Consider the following 22,931-nt stretch of genomic DNA (forward strand, 5'->3'; position numbering starts at 1 on the left):
CTGTTATTCCTATGCAGTCGAAACATTATGTTTTTGCATGGCATGCAGACTTGCCGTAATAGGAACTAATGATTGATAACGGATTGCGCGTACAACCGCCCGTGCTGAAAGAGTCAGCAGTCTTCCGAAATAAAGAAACGGTGTTTCCCAGCGATGAGTGGCAAGTTTACTTGCCAGAAGAATATGCATCCGCGCCAGATGATATTCATAAAAATAACCACCCTGGCGGCTTGATCCTGTCCCTTCATGGCGCACGATTGCCTGGCGGACAAAAGCTGTTTTCCAACCGATCTGCTTCAGTCGCCAGCAGAGTGCGATGTCTTCACCATACATGAAAAAATCTTCGTCAAAAAGTCCATCCTTAATAATCTGTCGATCAACCAGCAGACAGCATCCGGAGAGAAACGGAAATGTGCCGATGATGTGGTGTGAAAAAAGAAGGCCGCTGAGACGTTGATACCAATGGCATGTGATTTGTTTGACTCCCGTGTCAATGACAGGAGCAGCGAGTGCTGTCCTATCCTGCTTATTCATGAATTTAAGAAGTTGCGGAAGCATGCCAGCAGTAGCCTCGGCATCGTTATTGATTAGAAGGTAGTATTGATGCGGCTGGTTTTTCTCCAACCAGCGTAATGCATTATTAACCCCGGCCGAATAGCCCAGATTCATCGGATTCACAATTTGATAAATCGTAAAAGGTATTTCACGTTGATTGAAGTTATGAAGAGCCTCTTGCAACTGAATGTTTGCCTGATGGTTGCCGGAATTATCGACTATCATGACCGAATCAAGGCCCTGGTTGATTAGAGATGTTAAACATGCAATTGTTTTGATGCTTCCATAATAATCAAGAATGATGGCGCAAACAGTGGACATTATTTATATCCTATTGTCAAAATTAATTAGTATGCAAACAGAAGTTGATTATGTTTTTATGAGGGAATCAGGCTCTTAAAATGATGCTTATTTGTCATTTTGCAGCATCAAAACGCATTCTTCTCCCGAATCATTGTCAAAAGCTTGAACCATCCTTGCTATTAGCAGAAAGAGCTTAGGACCAAAGGAGTAGAGAATTTGAATAAAGGGATTGGGATTGTTGGTTCCGTAGATGATTTTGAGACTGCCCTGTGCAAAATGATGTGCACCTGCCGTCGTGGTCCATGAGGTGGGATTTTCGAACCCTGCCAGTTGCGCAATATGACGCAAACTTTCCTGACCATAAAGAAAGATATGCCTGGGCGGTTCCAAGCCGCGCCAGTTTGATTTGAAAATCCGGTGTCCATAGCTGCGGACATTTGGAGTTACAGCAATTAAAGTTCCTTGTGGTGAAAGGAGACGTCGGCATTCCGCAAGCAGCTTCACAGGTTCATGCAAATGTTCAATGACGTGATTCATCACAATGGCATCATATGATGCATCCGGTAGTCGGATATTTTCAAGGGGACCGAGATGTATTTTGATTCCTTTTTCTCTGGCGGCAGCGGCACTAATCGGATCCACTTCCTGACCCTCGACAGACCAGCCAAGTGCTGCCAGTTGGGTGAGCCGAGCGCCATTTCCGCAGCCGACCTCAAGTAATTTCCCCGGTTTGATGTTTTCCAGATACATCCTGCGGAAGGCTCTCCGTTCCCGATGGATGGGTGTAAGGAATAGCAATAATTTCAGTATGCCGATAATGGTTGCTGCAATGAATCGTATGATGAAGTTTTCTTTGGGGGAAATCCCGTCATGAGTGTAATATGAAGTATAAGCTTTATGAATATCCGATTCCAAAGGCATTGGGTCAAGCCACATTATTCCACACTCTGCGTTTGAGCACTTTTTAAGATTCCAGAAACCGGAGGTGGAAAATAACCGGTCTTGAAGCCCCTGATAAGTTGAGACACCGGGAGATCCACAAATCTTGCAGTCCGGACAGGGAATGGTATGAATTCCGTCGTTATTGTGCATGTCTTTTCACTTACGATTCGCGCATAAAAAGATATTGATAGAACTTTTCAAAATAGGGTTCAAAACGGTAATGAGTTTGATAGCAAACAAGAGCATTGGATTTATATTCATCAAGCCTGCTGGATATTTCTTCAATCGCCTCAGGCATATCCCGAACGGAGACGGCAAGACCTATTTTGTTATTAGCAACGAACTCCTGTAATGGCTTAAAATCAGATGTTATGACAGGCAGGCCTGCTTTTAAGTATTCCCCTATTTTATTTGAGGAAAAAAGTATTTCTGTTAAATTTTCATCCAGAGACTCATAAAAGGCCAGACCAATATCGCCGGACGATAAAACTTCAGTCAAATTGTCGTAACGGATATACTCTTTTGAAAAGAACACCGGCAGTCCAAATGCACGTTTCATCATATCCTGAAAATAGCCTGTTTCCGTGGACATTTTATTCCAGGTATGCATTACCAGCGAACAATCCAGATGCGAACATGCTTGCATGGCATCAATAATTTCAGCGCATTGAAACCATGAGGTAAAATTTCCAGAATAAACAACAATGATATGATGATCTGGAATTAAGAATTTATCGCGGAAATACCTGCTTTTTTTCGATATCGGATCACCCATTGCCGCAACGGGAAGAATTTCGGTCTTCTCCAGTGCAAAATTATTGATTTTGCAAAATGATTCGGCCCTGGCGGGACTTGGTAAAACAGCGCATTTTAATGCTTGGATCGATCGATATTCAAGTTCTTTAAGAATTAATTTGTTTCCATATACAATACTAGTCGGGCTCCAGTCGTGAAGTTCCATACTGTAATAAATCAGTTTATCTTTATCCGTCACATCATGAAGGCAGATCAGGCTGTAGCAATCGACAGGGCATACGTAGTCATATTGATCGAAGTTTGTGACACTCTTCAACCAGCGCGAAAACCGATAAACCTCTGGAAAAGCGACCATTAAACCTGTGCGGAATGAGCATCGTTTCAGTAAAGGATAAATAAGGTTTGAGGTATTTCTCATAATAAACCGGTACATCCTGAAGAAGAAGCCAAAGCCTTTATCTTCGAATATAAAGGTACGTGTGCCTGAATCAGAAAAAATAATGGGACATTCATCAAACGAATTTTTGCCAATATAGACATCCACAGAGATGCCTTTTTCAGCAAACATGCGGATGCTGTTGACAATCATTGAAGAAATGCCGAGAGGGTAACGGCACAAAATGAAGGCCACATTTCTTGTATGAGTCATCTCATTGCATCCTATTTGATATCTCCGGTAAGGTTGGATTTCATATCCAAAACTGATCAGATGTCGATTGCTCGCGTTTGCTTCGTGCTAATTTGTTCACTGTTTATCCAATCATCAATCTCTGTCATTTTTCGAAAACTTTCATTCTTATACAACTTCAAATCATAAATATTCCTTTTGTGAAAATACATAAAGTTAGCAGGGAGAAAATGCCATGTGCGTCTCCTCATGGCTATTTGCAGGATTGTGAAGCAAAATGTCTTTGCGATGCCGATAGTATTTCTTCTGAGCATTAATGAAAGAATTTTTGATTTATCTCTATGCTTTCTGTAATCGGTATACGAATCGCAAAACCCCTGATTGCCAATTCTCGTGATCAGGTACTCGAGAGTCATTCTGCTTGGCGGAATCATGTGATAAATAACTGATTTTGATGTGTAAGCAAATTTAACTCCCAGGTTTTTTATTTTTATATTAAGACCCGTCTCTCCATCACCGATCCAGGTTCCGGCGGTATTTTCAGGATTAAAGCCGCCTGCCTGAAAAAACAGGTTCCGGCGGATGGCCTGGTGACAGCTGTATACAATATCATTTTTTGATATAATCAGTTCCTCCGGCTTGTCCTTTTCCGTCAGACTCAAATAGCCATTCCATAGGCAACGGCGGACCCAGGGAGGTGGCTCTTTTTCAAACAATGGAAGAATAAGACCCGTTGCGCAACCGACTTCAGGAAATAAGTCGAATATTTTCACCAATTCATCGAGCAGCGCCGGATCAGCTATCATATCATCATCGGTGAAATAGAGGATATCACCGATTGCCTGCTTTGCCGCGCTGTTTCTTGCGTAATGAACACCCTGGCGCTCCTCAAAAAAATATTTGACGGATGCGCGTGAATTGCCGACATAGCGTTCCACTATTTTCCGAGTATTATCGGTGGAATTATTATCCGCCACGATGATTTCGTATTTGTTTTGCGGATAGTTCAATTCGAGGAAGCTGTCCATTGTTACTGACAGCATATGCGCACGATTATAAGTCGGAATGATGATCGATAAGAAAGGTTGCATTATTTCCATCTGTATTTTGCTATTCAGATTATTCCCGCTGATGGTCCTGCGTCCTGATGCTTGGTTGAATTTCAAAGAATTAAGTCAAAATTTATATTACCAAATCCAGTGAAGCAATCTTCCGAATGTTATTAAATAAAAAATATGCAGCTTTTTTTCAGGAGGCAACATCTTACGGTATTTTTTAATTAATTGTTTAAATCGTTTTTTCCCCGAACCATCCTTTACATCCTCAAACGTTTTTGTCCCTTCAATATATCGATAATTACCGAATATTTTATCAACATAGATGGGTTTTAAATACATTGCCGCTCTGAGTAAATAATCTAAATCCAGTGTGTAATGTTCGCTTGTGTCATACATACCTATCATGCTGTGCAGTGATTTATGATAAAAATATGCTGATGGATTAACAGGGAAGGGAAATCTGGATTCATCGGCGGTCAACAGTTGCGTTAATTCAAGGTATGCAGGTTTGTTTGTGTAAAGGAATTTGTCATGATCCCCCCATACATTGCAGTTGCCCACAAGCAGTGAAGGTTCCGAGAGCTCTTTGATGATATCAAAAGCTTCCTGCAAAGCTCCTGGCTCGTAAAAATCGTCAACGTTGAGGATCCCGATAATGTCACCGCCGGCCATCAGGATTCCTTTATTCATGGCCTCGGACTGCCCATTATCCTTTTCCGATATCCATCTGATGTGCTCATGTCGCTCCGCGTAACGCATGATGATATCCAGCGTGCCGTCAGAAGATCCACCATCGATGATGATGTGTTCCAGGTCTAAAAGCTTTTGTTCAACAACGTTCAGAATACATGATTCGATAAAGCGTATTCCGTTGAAGACAGGGGTTATGATAGACATCTTTCTAATCATATTGATTGAAACTTACGATTGTTATAAACTTTTTTATTTGCGCAGCAGGAAGACATTATTGTCTCCAGTTTTTATTGCGTCAAATAATCGAGTAACGACATGCATTATCTTCATGGCATGGATTAATTCAACAATTTTGAGAAATAATTTATCTTTCAGGCTGCGTGTGTCTTTTGATGACCAGAACTTACTGGGTTCTCCTGCTGAAGGATAGAAAAGTAAACTGCCTATTTGATAATATAACCATTTGGAACTTGTTATTGTGCTGTAACGTTCCAGCCTGAAGCCGGCCATTTCAGCAAGCCGCTTCATGGATTCGTATGAAAAAAGTTGTAAATGATAGGGGACATGCCAATTTATCCATTTTTTCCCAAATATTCTGCTTCCCCAACCTTCGGGATTGGGAGTACAGATAACGACGGTGCCGTTTTTTTTTAGTATTCGGGCAATGGCTGTCATAGATTCCATTGGTTGTGAAAAATGTTCAACAACCTGATCAAGGGTTATATAATCAAAATATCCTGTTTCATAATTATCGGGATTAAAAAGGCCGGCATGAAATTTACATCCAAATTTGTCCGCGACCCGTTGAACATTTTCGTCTGTTTCAACGCCAAATACTTCACAGTCTCGTTCCTTATGATATCCAAGCGTTTCACCATAACCACAACCAATATCTAAAATGCGTACATTACGGGGGACCCATCGATAAGCAAAACTGTTCTCGCCGTCAAGCCATGCGTGAAATCCTTTTCCCCTCTCTAACGGCGATATATTATCAGCATTGAAAGTTACTCGCGGATAGTAGGTGTTGTAAAGTGATGATAATTTATTATTAGAGAAATTTGCATTGAGGTGCTTATGTCCGCATTCCATACAAGAATACAAATCAAACGAACCAGGACACCCATAACGATCGTCGGACAAATTTTGATAAAATACCGTCGCTTTCGAGGAGCAGACAGGACAGATTGAAAAGCTTATCTTATTCGTCATTATTCCGATAGGATTTTTGGTTTACATCTTCAAAAGTTTTTTTGCGGCATTGGCAACCGTTACTGGAGTTACCTTCTGTATACAGGCAAAATCGCCTTTGGGACATATCCAGTTACAATGAAAACAATCCATCATTTCTGTTAAAATAATATGTTTATCAGAATCCCCCCAGGGAAAGAATCGTTTATAATGTGCACCGGAAACAATCCCTATTGTGGGTATCCCAGACGCAATGGCAATATGCAAGCCTGATGTATCCATACCGATCAAAAGATCGCACGATGAGATGTTCTTCGCTAATTCCCTTAAAGTTGTTTTTCCGACGAGATTAACAATTCCGGCTTCCCCGCATACTTTTCTGATTTCTAATTCTGCTTGATCGGTAAAATCTTTATCCGCCGCACTGCCTAATAGAACGTAAATGACTTTACCTCCTATCAGTTTTGTTAAAGTAAAATAATTTTTGGGATTCCAGCATTTAAATGAGAAAGACGCTCCGGGGAATAGACCAATAATTTTTGCATCCTGTTCCTTTGCCCAAATCAGAAAATTATTGTCCGAAGCCGATAACCAGAGTTGAGGCTGCAATTCCGCGACTGATGATATCCGACATCCCAACAATCGAAGAAAATCCAAAGTAGTTATAAGTTCATGTTTCCAGGGATCATCGCCGGAAACGTCAAGGTAATCTGATAGGATTCTTTTCGGCTGTAGATCTTTAGGAAACCCATTTCGCGGCGCATTAACATTACAGCCTGTTATCCCATATATTTTTTTTGCCCTGAGATCCTGGGCAATCTTTAAGTAAGGCACATGCTGTGATTTGACAGGATATATAACTATGTCGAAAGTATGGTGAAATATATTGAATAATTGGTTTGATTTTCGAATAATCTGCTCGCCGATATGCAGGCGTCGGATTATTGGATTCTTTATTTTCCCCCACCATGTTAAATCATCAATTGAAATACAACTGTCAACGAAAGGACAGAGTTCAATTAAATTTACTATGTGCGGCTGGACAGCAAATGTAATATGAGCGGTTGGATATAAATTCCTGATGTGCTGAAGCGCACCGGTAAACAGGAGAACATCTCCGATGTTGTCCGGCCTGAGGATGAGAATCCTTTTTCTACTCATTTGATGCGGAGCGCCTTGTTAATAACCGTAATGTAGTTATCCCAAACTTGATTCTGCAAAGAAAGAAGCCTATCCTTTTCAATGCTACCATCATTGATACCATTTTCTGTTGCTTCTTCAAGCATATCAGCATTAACATCTTTAACATAATATGTTGGAAGACCGATTTGTGAAACCATCAAGAGTCGAGTATCCGTACAGACAGCTATGGAAGGTATTCCTATGCCAGCCAATGCAATTGATGCATGCATTCGGTTGCAAATGGCAAACGCAGATTCCGATAAAAGAGTTAGATATTCCCGTGGCGACTTTGGAAAATAGACTGGAAGTTCTGAATTAATCTTTTTAGTAAGAGCAAACTCTTTCTCATCATGGCATAGAAAAGCCATCTTATGCCTTTTGGATAGTCGGGCAATGACTGTTTTTACAGTGTCTTCCCATTTCCGGTCATCGATTTCCTGATCCCACGCATAATGACCGCCGCCACTCATATAATTAATAAGGATGTAGCCGGACTGCTTTACATTTAAAATATTTCCTTTTCCCACTAAGAACGCGCTGCATGGAATTAAGGGAACTTCATAGCTCAGGGTTTTACATAACCTTTGAGAAAGATGATCACGAACCGTGGTTAATCGACAATAGCCGAGTATCGCCTTCAGATATTTATCGTCTCCAGGGGTGTCAATTATTAAAGGTTGTCTTTCCCAGGGATAGCAGGAGCCCGCAGCAAGGTTAAGAATTGGAATACTTTCATGCAGCCGGCCAGCAATATCTTTCCATAAGGGTGTGGCCCATTCATTATGACTGCAATTAGGCCAGAAAACAGGCGCACCACACTGAACAATTAAATCACAGCTATCAAAGCTGCTAAAACCAATCTTAGGAGCCATGAATTCAATGAACCTTCTGGCTAATCCTTTTCCCGGAATCTTCGGAATATGCGTAAGAGCGTCACGAAGATGAATGGGGTGCCAAAAAGGGTAAACGGAGAATGGATTATGTTTATTAACCGGGACGAACTCGATTTCATCTCCTTTAAAGACCTCCCGCAGGATGCGGCAGATGCCTTCACGTATGAAGTCATCACCAATATTGGTATCCAGTGTTGTAATCAGCCCTATTCTTTTCATAGTCAGATATTGGAATCTTTGGTCAAGGCGTAGATGGCAAGGTAAGGTTTTCTTAATTTTTTATAATCGTGTGATTCTTCCATGAATGCATCGGATAGTTTATTGAAGAACCTACCCATGAAAAATGACCGCTTGCCGGCACCGATAAGAAAAGCCATTCTCTTCTTGATATTATGTGCCGAATAGAATCTTTCTCCGATGTATGTCTTTTTTGCAATATTTAAACCAGTTGGCATAATAATCTGATTGTACAAAGATTCTTCATCATAAAATCGCTGAAAAAATGTTTTAATTTGGGGTGTGCCTTTGACGGCATAAACATCTCCCTCGAGATATTCATTAAATCTTGTTTTAAAGTAAGGAACCGAAAAAGCGAAAACACCGGAAGGGTTCAGCAGGCAAGGCACTACCCTTGATGCAAGGATATCGCCGCCATTTTCCGGGTGGATATGTTCGAATACAGAACAGGAAAAAATATAGTCAAAGGTTCCCAGGCGATAAACAGCGTCAAGACAGGTTATGTCTGCATTGATAGTATGCAGTCTGTTAAGACCGAGAACCGATGACTTCTGGCGAAAGTCCTCGAGTTCCGGCTCGTAGGAATTCAGATATGTTACATCCCATAAATCGGAATAACCGCCAAGCGAGAGTGATAGAAGCTGGGGCGAACCGATATCCAGAATTCTCAGTCTTTCATTCCTTCGTTTTAGAACGCCGCTCATGTCAAGAATGGCCGGGATTTCCTTGGTTCTTGTGTAATCAATGGGAATGAGAAGGGTGTAGAGAAATTTACGAAAATAATTTTTTGTAAGCTTATTTGCCGTAGCAATCAATATATCATAAGAATTATTTTCCACTTTTCAATCCGCGTATCCTTTTGAATAATCTTCGCTTTAAATGACTTTCTGCCGGTATGATCGACATGAATTCATTAAGATATCTCTGGTCTGCCAAGCAGTCCCGCATCATATATTCAGGATGATTTAACGGGAATATCATGTTGCCTTTTTCCAATGTTGCATAGGGATTATTCTTATCTGCCACGGTATGGGTGCCGTCTTTGGCGAAGCCGATGTTTGATATCAGATTTACCGAAGGAATCACCGATAAACCATGATGGATCATCTTTGCGAATCCCCATTGATAATCCCAGGTATCAATTTTACCGGAATAGACCTCATCATAGAGATTCAACCGATATTCTGTTTCTTTCCCGTTCTGGCAAAATGCCGGATAAAGTTTTTCCCGCTTTATTTCCGGCCAAAGTTTCATGTCAACATCATAGTGCTGCCAGGCCCGCCGCCAGGAGGCCCATCCCCAGATAGGACCGTAATTTGAAAAAAAGTAACTGTGACCGAACCTGCGCCACTCTGTTAAAACATTTAAACCGCAAATCTGCATGATCCGGGTATCGTGCCGGTAGTATTCGAGCAATTCCCGGCAATAGCTAAAAAAAGATTGATCCGGAAGACAATCGTCTTCCAGTATGATACCTTCTTCCACATGTTCAAAAAACCAGTTGATGGCTGAACTGACGGCCTTCCTGCAGCCAAGATTCTTCTCTTGAAACAGCATCAAGAGCTCACACGGCCAGTCAACCTCATCAATGATCTTTCGTGTTTGTTTACATAATTCCGCATCAGTTGAACTGTCGCTGCGAGGGCCGTCAGCGGCGACAAAAAGCCGCGCCGGTTTTGCCAAGCGGATGGCGTTAAAGACACGCTGCGTGGTGGTTGGGCGATTGAATATGAGAAAGAGAACCGGTGTTTTTAGACTCATAAAAGTTCCGACAGTTGCGAAGTTTTAAGTGAATATATTATTTTTCACAATGTACATAGATTGTCTGGAAATTCCTGACTTCCATGTCAAGATTCTTGTCAAATTCTCTTGGTCTTACGGTCTTAAATCCGGTTTTTCTTAGAATGGCGTCGATATTATCTTCATCAAACATGTAGTGGTGGTGGCCGTCCATATATGCCATGTAATTTACGTAATCTATCTTTGAATGGTAATGATAAGCCGGCTCATAACGGCAAAACAGGGAAGGATCAAAATCAGCAGGGTTATGATACGCTTCAAGATACAACCTGGCGTTTGGTATTGCTGCGCTGAATATTCCTCCCGGTTTCAAAATTCGCAGACATTCATTGAGCAGGTTTATTAGATCGGGATATCTGAAGTGTTCAAGTAGATGGCTGGAATATATCATCTCAACGCAATTGTCAGGGAAGGGGAGGGGTTGTAACAAATCCAGAGTCAGGTCGCACTGGCCGTTCATATCTACGTATGTCCAACCGACAATACCTCTATTCTGATCCGCACCAAGTTCAAGCTTGACAGGATTGTTGCTTTCCATGAGTGCGTCTATTTTACGGCGGTTTTTTTCAGCAATCTTCGCATTATTTTTTGCCATCGCATGCCATTGAAGGAGAAGATGTATCAGCTCTCTCAGACGGGGCGGGAGTATATCACCGACAATATTCTTAAAGATTGACATAAAATGTCCTGTTGACCGTCTCAAAATATTGGCACCGCATCAGTTATGGCAGATTCTCTATAAGAAAGAAAATAATGGTACCGTTCATTGTGTGAAGAATTATCGCCTTTGATACAGGATATCGGAATAGGATTTATCGATATTCAATATAGCAATGGGTTTATAAAGATTTCCAATTGCTGCTTCAATATCTTCTGCTTTTCGTACCTCAATCAGCATGAAATCAATCCGATGGTTAACAAAATCGATGCCTTTAAGCACTTGCGCCTCATATCCCTCTACATCCAAAGAAAGAAGGTCGACATGTCCGATATGATGCTCGTTTAGTACTTGACTCAGTGTTTTCGCAGGGACACTGACAATATACGTTTCTTCACCCGTAATGAGATGCTGTTTACCGTTTTGGATGTGCTTTCGTTCATCCTCCGCACTGTTGAGCCCTCCCTTCACAAGGCTCATCAAGTTACAATAGTTCATTTCAATGGTTTTCTCTTTATAATCAGAAGCAACCAGGGCGCAATTATCCACGATGCACTTGGGCCGGTTCTGCAGACATTTATCGGCCAATGCAGGGATGGCCTCAATCAGCAGGCCGCGCCATCCTCTGTATTTCTCAAAATACAGTGTGTTGCTGTATGTTATGCCATCATTAGCGCCAACTTCAATAAAAACACCTTGTCGAAAATTGATGTAAGGCAACAGTTTTAAATCAAGCTGGTTCAGTGCATATGATTTTTTTATGAAATGGGACAGCAACGCCCTCAGGGAATCCTTAATCATGGAACGTCCACCCTAATTGTCCATTGCCCCATCAGCAGCAGAGGAGCTGAAGCTCCGAAGCCTTCTCTGCCTGTTCCATAAAAGTCACCCGCCTCAATGTCGAGGTAGCCGACGGCATTACGCGGCCAATCAGCTTCTTCTCCACTCACCGTAACACGTGCACCTATCTGGTAATGACCCATTGCAAGAGGAATCCTCTTAACAAGGCAATGGAATTGACCTTTAGGTGGCACCGTCTCAAAGGTTTGTCCGACATAAGAGCTGTATAATACCGAGAGAGTTTCCTTATCACGGATCGAAAATCCGATATCAGCATCTCTCAACTGTTCCGAAGCTGGGGACTGGTAGCCAAAAACAAGGACTATATCCATTCCACTGCGGGCGGCGACCAGCTTATTACCGTGCACATCCTCAATATGAAAACTTGTCAATCTGATTATGCCATTTCCTGATCGATCCTTCCTCGCAGCCAACGGAATCTCTTCTATCACAGACGGGATTACCACCTCGAGATAGTATTGAATAGCCTTTGCGGTATTGCCCTGCATTGCGATGCGGCCATTATCCATGAGTATGGCTTTTCCACACAGATTTTCGATAGCCGCCATATTATGGCTTACCAACAACACTGTTCGTCCTTCCTTTGTTACATCTCCCATCTTGCCTAGACATTTTTTCTGAAACTGAGCATCCCCTACCGCCAGCACTTCATCTACTACTAATATCTCCGGTTCCAAATGTGCGGCAACTGCAAAAGCCAGACGCACATACATGCCGCTGGAGTATCGTTTGACCGGTGTGTCCAGATATTTCTCTACCTCGGCAAAGGCGACTATTTCGTCAAACTTGCGTTTTATTTCCTGCCGCGTCATACCAAGAATAGTGCCATTAAGATAAATGTTTTCCCGTCCCGTCAATTCCGGATGAAAGCCTGTCCCAACTTCCAGCAGACTTGCTACACGGCCATTGATCGTCACCCGTCCGGATGAAGGTTCGGTAATACGGCTCAAGACCTTTAACAGCGTACTTTTTCCGGCGCCGTTGCGCCCGATGATTCCCACGGCTTCTCCGCGACGGACCTCAAAACTCACATCATTCAGCGCCCAGACTTCTTCCGTTGTATCGCCCTGGATGATGGGTTTCCCCTTTACCAGATCTTTTGTTTTATCCCATACAATTCTGGCATTCTGCATAAGGACGTCGCGCAGAGCTGTGTAACCTCCCTGTTGTGATTGGTGGCCGATGATATATTTTTTGCCGAGATTTTCAGCTTTGATAATGACGTCGCTCATAAATCCTTATTCATATAATATCTGCGAAAGTTTTTTCCATCTTGCGGAAGCGGGATATGCCAAGCCAGAGGAAGAAAATAATGATAGCAAGGCTGAGCAGAAAACCGGGGAGGTAAATGGAGCTCTCACCACCCAGAATACACCAGCGGAAACCATCGATCACCCCTACCATGGGATTGAGACTGTAAATCAATCGCCATTGTTCCGGAACGACATTACTGCTGAATCCCACGGGAGAAACATAAAGACCGAACTGCACCACAAACGGGATAATGTAACGGAAATCACGGTATTTTACATTAAGTGCCGTAATCCATAAACCGGGACCAAGACTGGCCAGCAAAGCCAGGATGATGAAGAAAGGCAACAGAAGCATTTGCCAGCCGGGCATGAATTGATAATAGATCATCATTCCGATCAGCATCACGAAACTGATGAAAAAATCTACTAAGGCGGGAATCATTGTCGCCGCGGGCATGATCAGCCTGGGAAAGTAAATTTTGCTGATCAGATTCGTGTTGTTGATCAGGCTGTTTGAAGATTCACTCAGTGCGTTTGAGAAAAGGGACCAGGGGAGCATGGCGGCAAAGACCATCAAGGCATATGGCGCATTGCCGTCACTGGGAAGTTTGGCGATCTTGCTGAAAATGACGGTGAAGATAACCATCGTCAGAAAAGGTCTGAGAATCGCCCAGAGTATTCCAATAATGGTTTGTTTATAGCGTACGGATAGATCGCGCCATGCAAGAATCAGAAAAAGTTCCCGGTAACACCATAGATCGCTCCAATAGTTTTTTTCCGTGCGGCCTGCTTCTATAATAATTTTGCTCATGAATTTAGGCAATTATTCCTGATGATAATGATCGTATCCTACCTGGCCTTCAGGCAGAAACACACGCTCCATGTGTCTATGCCGATCGGTTTAGCTGTTTGCCATTCTTCCGCAGCTTGAACCGTAAACCCTGAAAGAGTTGCCCACAAGTCAATCTCCGGTTTGAAAAAATAGCGCATAGTGTGGGTTTCCTTTAATTCAAAGACAGTTTGACTGGCAAGATTTCGCACCAGCATATTGTAATTTACATCCACACGATTTTCATTAGGGTGAAGAACCGGCTCGGCCAGGCGGGTTATTTCGATCTTTCCATCCGCCATCCGTTTGATTCTGACCTCGGGACGTTCGGTTAATACCGCCGGGCCGTACCAGACATCAAAGATAAAAATGCCGCCAGGTTTCAAGTGATGCCGGGCTGTGTCAAATGCCGCCGTTACGTCTTCGTTAGCCGTCTGGTAACTCATGACGTGAAAAAGCGAGATTACTGCATCATAATGTTCACGGAGGCGGACTTTGCGAATGTCGCCGGCACTGAAACTCAGACGGCCGTCCGCCATATTCCTTTTGATTGCTGAAGATTGTGATTGACCCAGCATTTCCGGGCTGCGTTCGATCCCGTGAATTTTATATCCCCGTTCAGCCAGTGAGCAGGCATGTTTACCCGTGCCGGAACCCAGTTCGAGTATGGATTGGGCTGCCGGATGAAATTTTTGGATCAGGCCCGAAACATATTCTGCCTCCGTTTCATAGTTTTTATCCCGATAAAGCAGATCATAATATCCGGCATAGTCGGCGAATACCTCTGTGTTGGATGGAATCTTGTCATTTGATGTATTGTCCCGGCTTTCAGTCATGGGTGCAGGTCCTGATTTCATTGTATTTCGTTCAAAACGGCTTTTACCGAGTCACACACTTCGTCGATTTGCGCTTCCGTCAGCGTCAGTCCCGATGGCAGGTAGAGTCCCTGACGGGAGATGCGTTCGGTGACGGGGTAGTGTTCATTCCGGAAAAATCCCATATCGTGAAAAACGGGCTGCTCGTGCATACCCAAAAAGAAGGGACGGGTTTCCACGCCTTTTCCCCTGAGCTGTTTTGCGAATCGCACGGCATCCACTCCCGTGGTTTCATCGAGAACAATGCCGTACATCCAGTAAACTTGTCTGGCCCATGCTTCTTCCACGGGCAATTGAAGGACGGGGATACTCTGAAGTCGTTCCGTATATGCTTTTCCCATTCTGCGTTTTGTTGCAACGATTTCATCGATGCGTTCCAATTGGCCAAGTCCGATGGCGGCCTGCAGGTTGGTTATGCGGAAGTTGTGGCCAAGTTCTGTGTGAAGAAAACGCTGTTCCGGACGGAAGCAGAGATTACGCAGGCCTCTTGCCTTTTCGGCATGGGCGATGTCATTAGTAAGAACCATGCCGCCTTCACCGGTAGTGATGAGTTTATTGGCGTAAAAACTGAAGACGCTGATATCTCCGAAACCTCCGCACTTTTTCCATCGGGGGTGCGCGGTATTTCTTCCTGTCAGATACTCGGCGCCATGAACTTCGGCCGCATCTTCGATAATCTTCAGATTGTACTTTTTGGCGAGCGCCAGAATCGGGTCCATGTTCACGGGGTGGCCATAGATGTGAACCGGCATAATGGCCTTGAGCTTGCCATCCCCCCTGTTTATTTCTGACTCAATCTTTTCCCGTACTTCTTCCACGTCCATGCACCAGGTGCGTGGATCACAATCTACAAGGACAGGAATGCCACCGTTATAGAGAATTGCCTGTGCGCAGGAGATAATCGTGAAAGAGGGCATGATGACCTTGTCGCCTTTCTGCAGGTTGATACACCCTATTGCCGCCTGGAGGGCAGCTGTGCCGTTGCTCATGGCGATGCCGTATTTCATGCCGCAGTAGTCGGCCCACTTCTGCTCGAATTCCTCAATGAAGTGGCCCGCGGAGGAAATCCATCCGGTGCGGAGACACTCGTTGACGTATTCGATTTCTTTTTCGCCGACCAGCGGTTCGCTTACCGGAATCATGTGCAACTTTCTTCCAGAAATTGCGTTTTATCGTTATCTCCTGCATAGGGACCCTGCTTGACTTCAATCATGGACGTTTCCTCCATCATCTCCAGTGAATGGCCGCCTCCGCAAAGCAGGATTATATCGCCTGTTTTAAGAAATTTCGCATCAATGAACTCATGGTTGGATGAAAAGAGGTTTACCTTGACTTTTCCCCGCTTGATGAAGAGAACCTCCTGTGTATAGAGAACCTGACGCACAAGGAGATTATGAACATGAGCGGAGATCTTGTGACCTGCAGGGCGCGTCATGGCGGCAACCTGCTGGGAAAAGTTGGCAGGCGTGAAGAAATGGATTCCCGGTTCATCGTATTCGGCGCGGATTATAAGGGCGATAGGCTCTATCCCGTGGGTGATGGTTTCAACATCCTTATCGTTCATAATTGGTTATCTCCATACTTTTTTGTTTCCGGAATACAATTTTCACAATTGTCGGATCATGATTTGATGCATTCCAGATTCAGCTCCGCCCCGTGAGTTACATTAGTGACTGAAACTCTTGGTGCAAACCGGTGCTTTGCTGTGTCCTTTATTGCGTGAAACCGTTACTTCTTGTCCTGCCGCTCCCACACCAGAAAGTACGGCCGGTTTTCCAGCGCAGGCATAAACGCCTTGAACTCTGTGCCGGTTAAGACTAGTGAGCGGATTTTGCGTTTGATATAGCGTTCAGTTTTTCTGCTTAAATCGTTCAGGTGATATTGGTCGATATTTCCCACCAGCACTAAATCTACAATTCCGGTATCCTTGCCTTCGGCATAATCATCGATGATGTAGGCTTTCTCCAGATCTCCCAATCTTGTGAGGATGCTTTCAATAACCTGATCCAGTCCCATGACTTTGCTGACCATGGATCTCAGCTCAGGAAAAAGAGGATGATCGTTATTTGCAGTGTATAAAACGTTTCGTCCTTCTTTTTCCGAGGTGAGGAGCTTTGTTTTTGTAAGTTGGTTCAATTCTTCCCGGACTGCGTTGGACGATACATGAAGATCCTTTGAAAGCTCCCTGAGATAGGCTTTTGTGCCGGGATTGAAAAAAAAACGCACAAGCAGACTGATTCTGGTTTTTGAGGATATGAGTCCGGCAAAAAGGTCGGTCATATATGCTCCATTCTGAGTAGTTATCCTACTCATAACACATGCAGAATAATTGTCAATCATTATTTGAGGGGGGAAGGTTTTCCGTAAGGCATGGTTTGCATTGATGAATACTGCGGATAAAATGCCTGGGTATTTCAAGATCGCTGTCCGATAGGTTTGGGGCCCGGCATCATCAGCAGATGAGTCTCAGAGGCAAAAGGAGCCTGTAAGTAATGCGCAGTTGGATCGTGGCGTTCAGGGGAGGTTGAATCAATCTTCTCTGCTTTCGCTTCTGTCGTAACGCAGCTGGGCGATCTGCTCCGATACGAGTCCCACCATGAAAATCACCACGGACATTGTGATGAGCATGGCCGATGTGGGGCCATAGCGGCCTTCCAGAAAAAGGATTTTGAACAGGCCATAGCCCACACCAGTGAGGAAAATGATTGCGCTCACCGGAAGGAAAACCCGCATGGGAGAAAAGAGGGTGGCGATCTTGAGGATAATCAGAAAAAAGCGAGAGCCATCCTGAAGCAGTTTTATCTTACTCTTGCCGATGCAGCGGTTTGTTGTGATGGGCACATATAAAAGACTGTAACCAGACCGGAGGACTCCCATCGTGATGGTCGTCGGATAGGAAAAAGTATTTGGCAAAAGCGAAAGAAAATGGCGGGCAATATTTGTTTTAACAGCCCGGAACCCCGAGGTCAGGTCCTGTATTTTTCTTTTGCAGATATAAGACGCGAAAAGATTGTAGAATCCGTTCGCCAGGTTTCGATGCATGTAAGACTTGGAATCGCCGGTGCGCGCCCCGACCACCATATCGTACTTGTCGATATTTTTAAGCAGTTCAGGGATATCTTCCGGATTATGCTGGCCGTCGCCATCCATCATGACGAGGATGCCTCCCATTGCCTGTCTGATGCCTGTCTTAACGGCTGCGCCGTTGCCGATATTGTACGGATGAGAGATTACCCGGGCGCCGGCATTTTTTGCACGAATGGCCGTTTCATCCTTTGAACCATCATTGATGACGAGGATTTCATAAGGGCGGTTCAATCGGTCCATCGTCAGCCGGACACGTCCGATGACATCAGCGATGATCGCCGCTTCATCATAAACCGGTATCAATATGGTAATATCCAGATCAGTATTCATTCAACATCCTCGGTATTTGCAAAAATATATATCTTTTATAATCGGCAATATCAAGTGTTATGGTTTGCAATGACCAAGAAAAATCACTCTGCCAGCCAAGTACGGCAAGGCAGAAAAACAAAATACTTAACTGAATATGGAAACTCTGATATATTATTTGATCGAAGATGATCTTGTAAAAATGGATTATTCCAAGACCTATCGATTATGCACTCATTCTTTTTGGATAGCATTTCATAAAAAGGCGGGAGAGGATAAACATGTCGCTGATTGAAAAAATTATCGCCAGGGAAGCCAACCTTGGCGTAATAGGGCTTGGTTATGTTGGATTGCCGATCGTTATTGCGTTCTGCAGGGCAGGCTTCCCGGTTACAGGTTTCGATATCGATCCTGTAAAAGTGGGGATGCTGCGGCAGGGGAAAAGCTATATCAAACATATAGACTTATCCTCAATAATGCCGGACAATGCTTCCGCCGGTTCAACACAAACTTCGGATCAAAAGCCGAAGATATCTTTTGCCGCAACTTCAGACTTCTCATTGCTCGCCAACATGGACTGCATTATAATATGCGTTCCAACACCGCTCGATAAGCATCGCGAGCCGGATATGTCTTTTGTATTCAATACGACGCGCTCCATCGCCGGTTACCTGCGGAAAGGACAGCTGATTGCTCTGGAATCGACCACTTACCCGGGAACAACTGACGAGGACATAAAAGCGATTCTGGAAGAAACAGGATTAAAAGCGGGCATCGATTTTCACCTCGCTTTCTCTCCGGAAAGAGAAGACCCGAACAATAAGAATTATTCAACCGGTAACATCCCGAAAGTTGTCGGCGGTTATACGGCGCAATGTCTTAATGTTGCCGTTGCGCTTTATAATACGATAGTCGTGCGAACCATTCCGGTTTCATCGACAAAGGTGGCTGAAGCGGCAAAGCTTCTGGAAAATATCTACAGGTCGGTCAACATCGCACTGGTAAATGAATTGAAGATAATCTTCGATAAGATGGGCATTGATATCTGGGAAGTAATTGAAGCAGCCAGTACAAAGCCTTTCGGATTTCAGGCTTTCTATCCGGGGCCTGGGCTGGGCGGACATTGTATTCCGATCGATCCGTTCTACCTGACGTGGAAAGTTCGTGAATTTGATTTTACCACCCGGTTTATAGAGCTGGCAGGTGAAATTAATACCAGTATGCCATACTATGTTGTGGATAAATCGACCGCGTACCTGAACAGCAAAGGAAAATCAATGCAGGGCTCCCATATCCTCATCCTGGGAATGGCCTATAAAAAAGATATTGATGATCAGAGAGAATCGGCTTCACTAAAGATCGCCCGTCTTTTGAGGGAAAAAGGCGCTGCAATAGAATACAGCGATATGCACGTTCCTCATTGCCGGGGACACCGCCATTATCCCGATATCGATATGAGTTCCGTTGAACTTACTGAAGACCGCTTGAAAAGCGCCGACGTGGTGCTTCTGCTGACCGATCATTCAGCCTTTGATTATGAATTTATTGAAAAGCATGCCCAATGTATCATCGACACCCGCAATGCCTTCGCTAAGCGGGGTATCCAGAGCAAGAAAATCCGGAAAGCGTGAGATCCTGTTGTTTCAATCATTTTACTTGAAACAGCAAAAGTTCAGCGATCCACAAGTTGCCAGGAACTATTTACACTCACATTACCATCACCATCGGCATCTATATTTCCAGCACTCATGTAAGAAACAGAAGACAATGCCGCTGCTGTCGAACAAGAGTTGTTTGTATAAATATTAACGACAGACGCATCATTGTATCTGACCTGAAAATCGTTGCCGCTCCGTATTCTGGAACAGCTTCCATAATTTCCGCCTCGTACATAGAAGCTGCTGCTTCTGGAATTGCGAACATAGTATCGGTTGGGTAATACTTTAAAGCTTGCCTGGCAGGTGCTGCTTCCGCTGGTGTTTGAGACGTTTAATGTGAACGTCCTCTCTCCGGCATTGGTTTGAACTGCCGTGGTGCAGGAGCCGCCGGCAGGATTTGGGCTTCCGCATGTGCCGCCGGGCGAAGATGTCCAACTTGCGGTTGCCGCACTGCCGGAAACATTCCATGTCAAAGCCGCTGTGCCGTTATATGGTACTATATTCTGACCGGCCGTAAGCGTACATGAGGGAGGACCGGGAGTTTGTGTTATAGTGAAACTCTGGTCGCCGATCGAAATGGTGCCGGTCCTGAGTGCACTGGTTGTGTTTTGGGTAATGCTGTAATTCACTGTGCCGCTGCCGGTTTTTTTGACATTATCATCTGTAACCGTTATCCAGGACTTATTACTATGTGCTTTCCATTGGCAGGATGAGAGCGCCGTTGTCACACTGACGGTGCCGGTGCCGGCGCTATATGTATGGGAAGCATTTGCCGGGGCGATGGAGATGGTGGGGAAATAAATTGAAAAGTTAGTGATCGAAATGGTTTGTGTAACCGTACCGCTGCCTTCGGTAAAGCCGAAAAGAATGTTATTCAGCATATTACTGTAAGTTTCCGACAACGTAACGGTCCGGTTTATTTTAGGCGGATAGCTTGCATTGGAATACGGCGTATAAATGTCCTGAAAATATACGTATTCGCCGGCAGTGCAGGCGGTGAAAGGGGAATTGTTGATTTCGCAATCGACCCAGACTTTTATTTGATAGGTATATGCGGTTGGATTTCTGAGAACCTCAAGGCGGACCCGGTGCCATCCGGTATCTTCCATCCAATTGTATGTGCCGCCGTTTGCGGATCTTGATCGTTCATAATAACCGCCCAGTCCTGATCCATAGCCGCTTAAAGAAGAATTGTATGGATTTGAGGTAGATCCATCACCTGCGCCATGATACGTGTCGTCCATAGACGCCTGAGGGTAAGAGCTCCCGGCGTTGGATCCGGAATAACACATAAAAGTCGATGCAGGATTCTTCCCCCAGAGCATCAAAGCAATATGGTTGCTTGTATTTCCGCCGCTGCCGCTGGTGTCATAGCTGCCTGCATTATCATACCGGCCGCTGGAACAAATGTCGCAGTATCCCGACTCACCGTTGGGGCAAGCGACGCAGTATGTGCTGTTATAACAGACGTTGCGGGTATTGCTTGGATACAAGTCAAATTCGACGGCAAACTTGGGAGGTTGCAGCCCCAGCTTGTCGGTTGTGTTGCCCGGTCCGGCATAACCCAGCAGGGATCCCATCGAGAAGCCGTTACTTGGAATACCGCCGCGGTCGGAAATCGTATTGTTGCCGGCGTTCATAACGGCAAAGGCAAATCCGTCGCCACCGGGCCCTAAAACACCATTGCTCATAACAGCGTCGCTCCGCGTGCTGGTATCCGCCAGCGTTTTAAATTCAAAATAAGCACGGAACCCGATTCCAAAGGGGCATACGCCGTCTGCACATGGATTGCACACGTTTGACGACGAACTGGAACCGGCATACCAGATAGCTCCCGACGTTTCACTTTCCGAGTTGATCAAGGTGATGGTTCCGCTTGCTGAATCAACGGAAATAGCCGTGTCGGTATTTTCAACCGGTGGAAATTCTTGTGCAGTAGTTGGATCAGTCAATGGCGTGGATGTGGATGTGTTCTGAGCATCCGTATCCGTTCCTTTTGATTTCCCGCTGACGCCAAAATTTTTCTTATCCTTTACGAGTGAACCCGATTGGTTATATTTATAAGTAGGTGAAGATGACGTCATGATTTTTTGCGCTGCGAGAGAAAATGCAGGTAAATAAAGACTAAATAATAAAGCAATTAAGATGGATAATATTTTATTCATAAATTTCTCCTGGTTGCCGGCCGCCAGAGTTCATTATTCGCCGAAAGTTCCATTTGAGGTAAAACCAATAACCCTGCCCACATAGACGGGATTGATGTCTTTCTCGATACTTTGCAGGATATTCCATTTATTAGTGCTGTTAATGGATTGCATGTTGGTTAGTTTTACTGTTGTATTTGATGTGTCGATAATGCGTAAATCATACTGGTAAGAATATGAATTTTTATTCTTTATAATGAATATTGCACCTTTTCGCGGCGGAAATAACTTTGCCGCGTCAAGATCCGTATATTTAAGAATTAAAGTGCTGCCTTCCGCGGAAGGCAGCGGCGGCACGACGGTGTAGTTGGCGCATCCTATATAAAATTCATCTCCTTCTAAAATATTTTCCGCAAATTCGGTCGATTCTACAGTGAATGTAAACGGTGTGCCGTCAGCGTCTGCGTCAGGTATGCCATCAGAGTTGGCATCAATAAAAGTAATGCCGGTATATGACGTGGAAGTATTCGTTGACCACGCGGGATCTCTATTTTCATCTCTAATAATCAGATAACCTTTGGAAGGAAAGGTCAGCTCTTTGTCCGTATCAGCATCCGCAGGCGGAACACCGCCCGGCAGATGGAGTTTAAGGGTAGTTGAAGTTGAACCGGATTTATCGGAAGACGTTACATAAAACCAGTACGGATTGCTCTTAATTTTTATTTTTCCATCGCTTCCGGGTATGCTGATTTGCATATTATGAAGAGCAACCAGCTTCGCATTTTTCTGCTCCGCGGCATTATACTCGCTTGCCGCAATCCTTATGCCCGATTCGGAAAGATAAAACGCCCGTGACGCCCGCTGGGCGACAACCTGATTAAACATGGCGGTGGACGTCAGCGCATAAATGGCGGCACCGATCGTGGCAATAGCGATCATGACGATGATGATCACTAACAGGGTTGCGCCCTTTTGTCTGCTTTTTCCATTGACGTATTTTATTTTTAAAGCGTTCATTT

The 22,931-nt window shown here is 44.3% G+C and carries 22 protein-coding genes; 1 reads left to right on the plus strand and 21 read right to left on the minus strand.

Annotated features, from left to right (window positions below; translation table 11 throughout):
* Positions 1-9 precede the first annotated feature (9 nt).
* The 19 genes from CVU71_02170 to CVU71_02260 form a co-directional block, all read right to left on the minus strand.
* Positions 10-876 carry a hypothetical protein gene (locus tag CVU71_02170; GenBank protein ID PKN20611.1) on the minus strand — a complete coding sequence of 289 codons (867 nt, stop codon included), beginning with the start codon at positions 874-876 and terminating at the stop codon, positions 10-12.
* A gap of 87 nt (positions 877-963) precedes the next feature.
* The gene (locus tag CVU71_02175; GenBank protein ID PKN20612.1) at positions 964-1,950 is read right to left on the minus strand and encodes a class I SAM-dependent methyltransferase; all 987 of its coding nucleotides are present in this window, start codon (positions 1,948-1,950) and stop codon (positions 964-966) included.
* 10 nt (positions 1,951-1,960) lie between these two features.
* Positions 1,961-3,205, minus strand: a complete 1,245-nt coding sequence (locus tag CVU71_02180) for a hypothetical protein (protein PKN20613.1) — start codon at positions 3,203-3,205, stop codon at positions 1,961-1,963.
* Between the two features lie 56 nt (positions 3,206-3,261).
* A complete protein-coding gene (locus tag CVU71_02185; protein PKN20614.1) occupies positions 3,262-4,284 on the minus strand; it encodes a glycosyl transferase in 1,023 nt (340 codons plus the stop codon).
* Between the two features lie 87 nt (positions 4,285-4,371).
* Positions 4,372-5,139, minus strand: coding sequence for a glycosyltransferase (locus CVU71_02190; GenBank protein PKN20615.1), 768 nt, complete (start codon positions 5,137-5,139; stop codon positions 4,372-4,374).
* Between the two features lie 45 nt (positions 5,140-5,184).
* Complete coding sequence (locus CVU71_02195; GenBank protein PKN20616.1) at positions 5,185-6,147, minus strand: hypothetical protein; 963 nt, start codon at positions 6,145-6,147, stop codon at positions 5,185-5,187.
* 21 nt (positions 6,148-6,168) lie between these two features.
* Positions 6,169-7,287: a hypothetical protein gene (locus CVU71_02200; GenBank protein PKN20617.1), complete on the minus strand. Its 1,119-nt coding sequence runs from the start codon at positions 7,285-7,287 to the stop codon at positions 6,169-6,171.
* A complete protein-coding gene (locus CVU71_02205; GenBank protein ID PKN20618.1) occupies positions 7,284-8,420 on the minus strand; it encodes a hypothetical protein in 1,137 nt (378 codons plus the stop codon). Before CVU71_02205 ends, CVU71_02200 begins: the two co-directional genes overlap by 4 nt.
* Positions 8,421-8,422: 2 nt before the next feature.
* On the minus strand, positions 8,423-9,277 hold the full coding sequence (locus CVU71_02210) for a hypothetical protein (GenBank protein PKN20619.1): 855 nt from the start codon (positions 9,275-9,277) through the stop codon (positions 8,423-8,425).
* Entirely contained in the window at positions 9,267-10,199 is a 933-nt protein-coding gene (locus CVU71_02215) for a hemolytic protein HlpA-like protein (protein ID PKN20620.1), read from the minus strand. The genes CVU71_02210 and CVU71_02215 overlap by 11 nt, the downstream gene beginning before the upstream one ends.
* A gap of 37 nt (positions 10,200-10,236) precedes the next feature.
* Positions 10,237-10,917 carry a hypothetical protein gene (locus tag CVU71_02220; GenBank protein PKN20621.1) on the minus strand — a complete coding sequence of 227 codons (681 nt, stop codon included), beginning with the start codon at positions 10,915-10,917 and terminating at the stop codon, positions 10,237-10,239.
* 99 nt (positions 10,918-11,016) lie between these two features.
* Positions 11,017-11,697 carry an FkbM family methyltransferase gene (locus CVU71_02225; GenBank protein PKN20622.1) on the minus strand — a complete coding sequence of 227 codons (681 nt, stop codon included), beginning with the start codon at positions 11,695-11,697 and terminating at the stop codon, positions 11,017-11,019.
* Complete coding sequence (locus CVU71_02230) at positions 11,694-12,989, minus strand: ABC transporter ATP-binding protein (GenBank protein ID PKN20623.1); 1,296 nt, start codon at positions 12,987-12,989, stop codon at positions 11,694-11,696. The genes CVU71_02225 and CVU71_02230 overlap by 4 nt, the downstream gene beginning before the upstream one ends.
* A gap of 10 nt (positions 12,990-12,999) precedes the next feature.
* Positions 13,000-13,821 carry a phosphate ABC transporter permease gene (locus tag CVU71_02235; GenBank protein ID PKN20624.1) on the minus strand — a complete coding sequence of 274 codons (822 nt, stop codon included), beginning with the start codon at positions 13,819-13,821 and terminating at the stop codon, positions 13,000-13,002.
* A 38-nt stretch (positions 13,822-13,859) separates the two neighbouring features.
* Positions 13,860-14,675: an SAM-dependent methyltransferase gene (locus tag CVU71_02240; GenBank protein PKN20625.1), complete on the minus strand. Its 816-nt coding sequence runs from the start codon at positions 14,673-14,675 to the stop codon at positions 13,860-13,862.
* A gap of 17 nt (positions 14,676-14,692) precedes the next feature.
* On the minus strand, positions 14,693-15,856 hold the full coding sequence (locus CVU71_02245) for an aminotransferase DegT (protein ID PKN20626.1): 1,164 nt from the start codon (positions 15,854-15,856) through the stop codon (positions 14,693-14,695).
* Positions 15,853-16,278: a hypothetical protein gene (locus CVU71_02250; GenBank protein ID PKN20627.1), complete on the minus strand. Its 426-nt coding sequence runs from the start codon at positions 16,276-16,278 to the stop codon at positions 15,853-15,855. Before CVU71_02250 ends, CVU71_02245 begins: the two co-directional genes overlap by 4 nt.
* Before the next feature lie 164 nt (positions 16,279-16,442).
* Positions 16,443-16,994 (minus strand): transcriptional regulator, encoded by a 552-nt coding sequence (locus CVU71_02255; protein PKN20628.1) that lies wholly within the window; start codon positions 16,992-16,994, stop codon positions 16,443-16,445.
* A gap of 249 nt (positions 16,995-17,243) precedes the next feature.
* Positions 17,244-18,131, minus strand: a complete 888-nt coding sequence (locus tag CVU71_02260) for a glycosyl transferase (protein ID PKN20629.1) — start codon at positions 18,129-18,131, stop codon at positions 17,244-17,246.
* A gap of 260 nt (positions 18,132-18,391) precedes the next feature.
* Here CVU71_02260 and CVU71_02265 point away from each other — a divergent pair, with 260 nt between their 5' ends.
* Positions 18,392-19,741 (plus strand): nucleotide sugar dehydrogenase, encoded by a 1,350-nt coding sequence (locus CVU71_02265; protein ID PKN20630.1) that lies wholly within the window; start codon positions 18,392-18,394, stop codon positions 19,739-19,741.
* Positions 19,742-19,782: 41 nt separating this feature from the next.
* Here CVU71_02265 and CVU71_02270 read toward each other — a convergent pair whose 3' ends face one another.
* Positions 19,783-21,933 (minus strand): hypothetical protein, encoded by a 2,151-nt coding sequence (locus CVU71_02270; GenBank protein ID PKN20631.1) that lies wholly within the window; start codon positions 21,931-21,933, stop codon positions 19,783-19,785.
* Between the two features lie 33 nt (positions 21,934-21,966).
* On the minus strand, positions 21,967-22,929 hold the full coding sequence (locus CVU71_02275; protein ID PKN20632.1) for a hypothetical protein: 963 nt from the start codon (positions 22,927-22,929) through the stop codon (positions 21,967-21,969).
* Positions 22,930-22,931 lie beyond the last annotated feature (2 nt).

It is taken from the genome of Deltaproteobacteria bacterium HGW-Deltaproteobacteria-6, from assembly GCA_002840435.1.
Classification (GTDB): domain Bacteria; phylum Desulfobacterota; class Syntrophia; order Syntrophales; family Smithellaceae; genus UBA8904.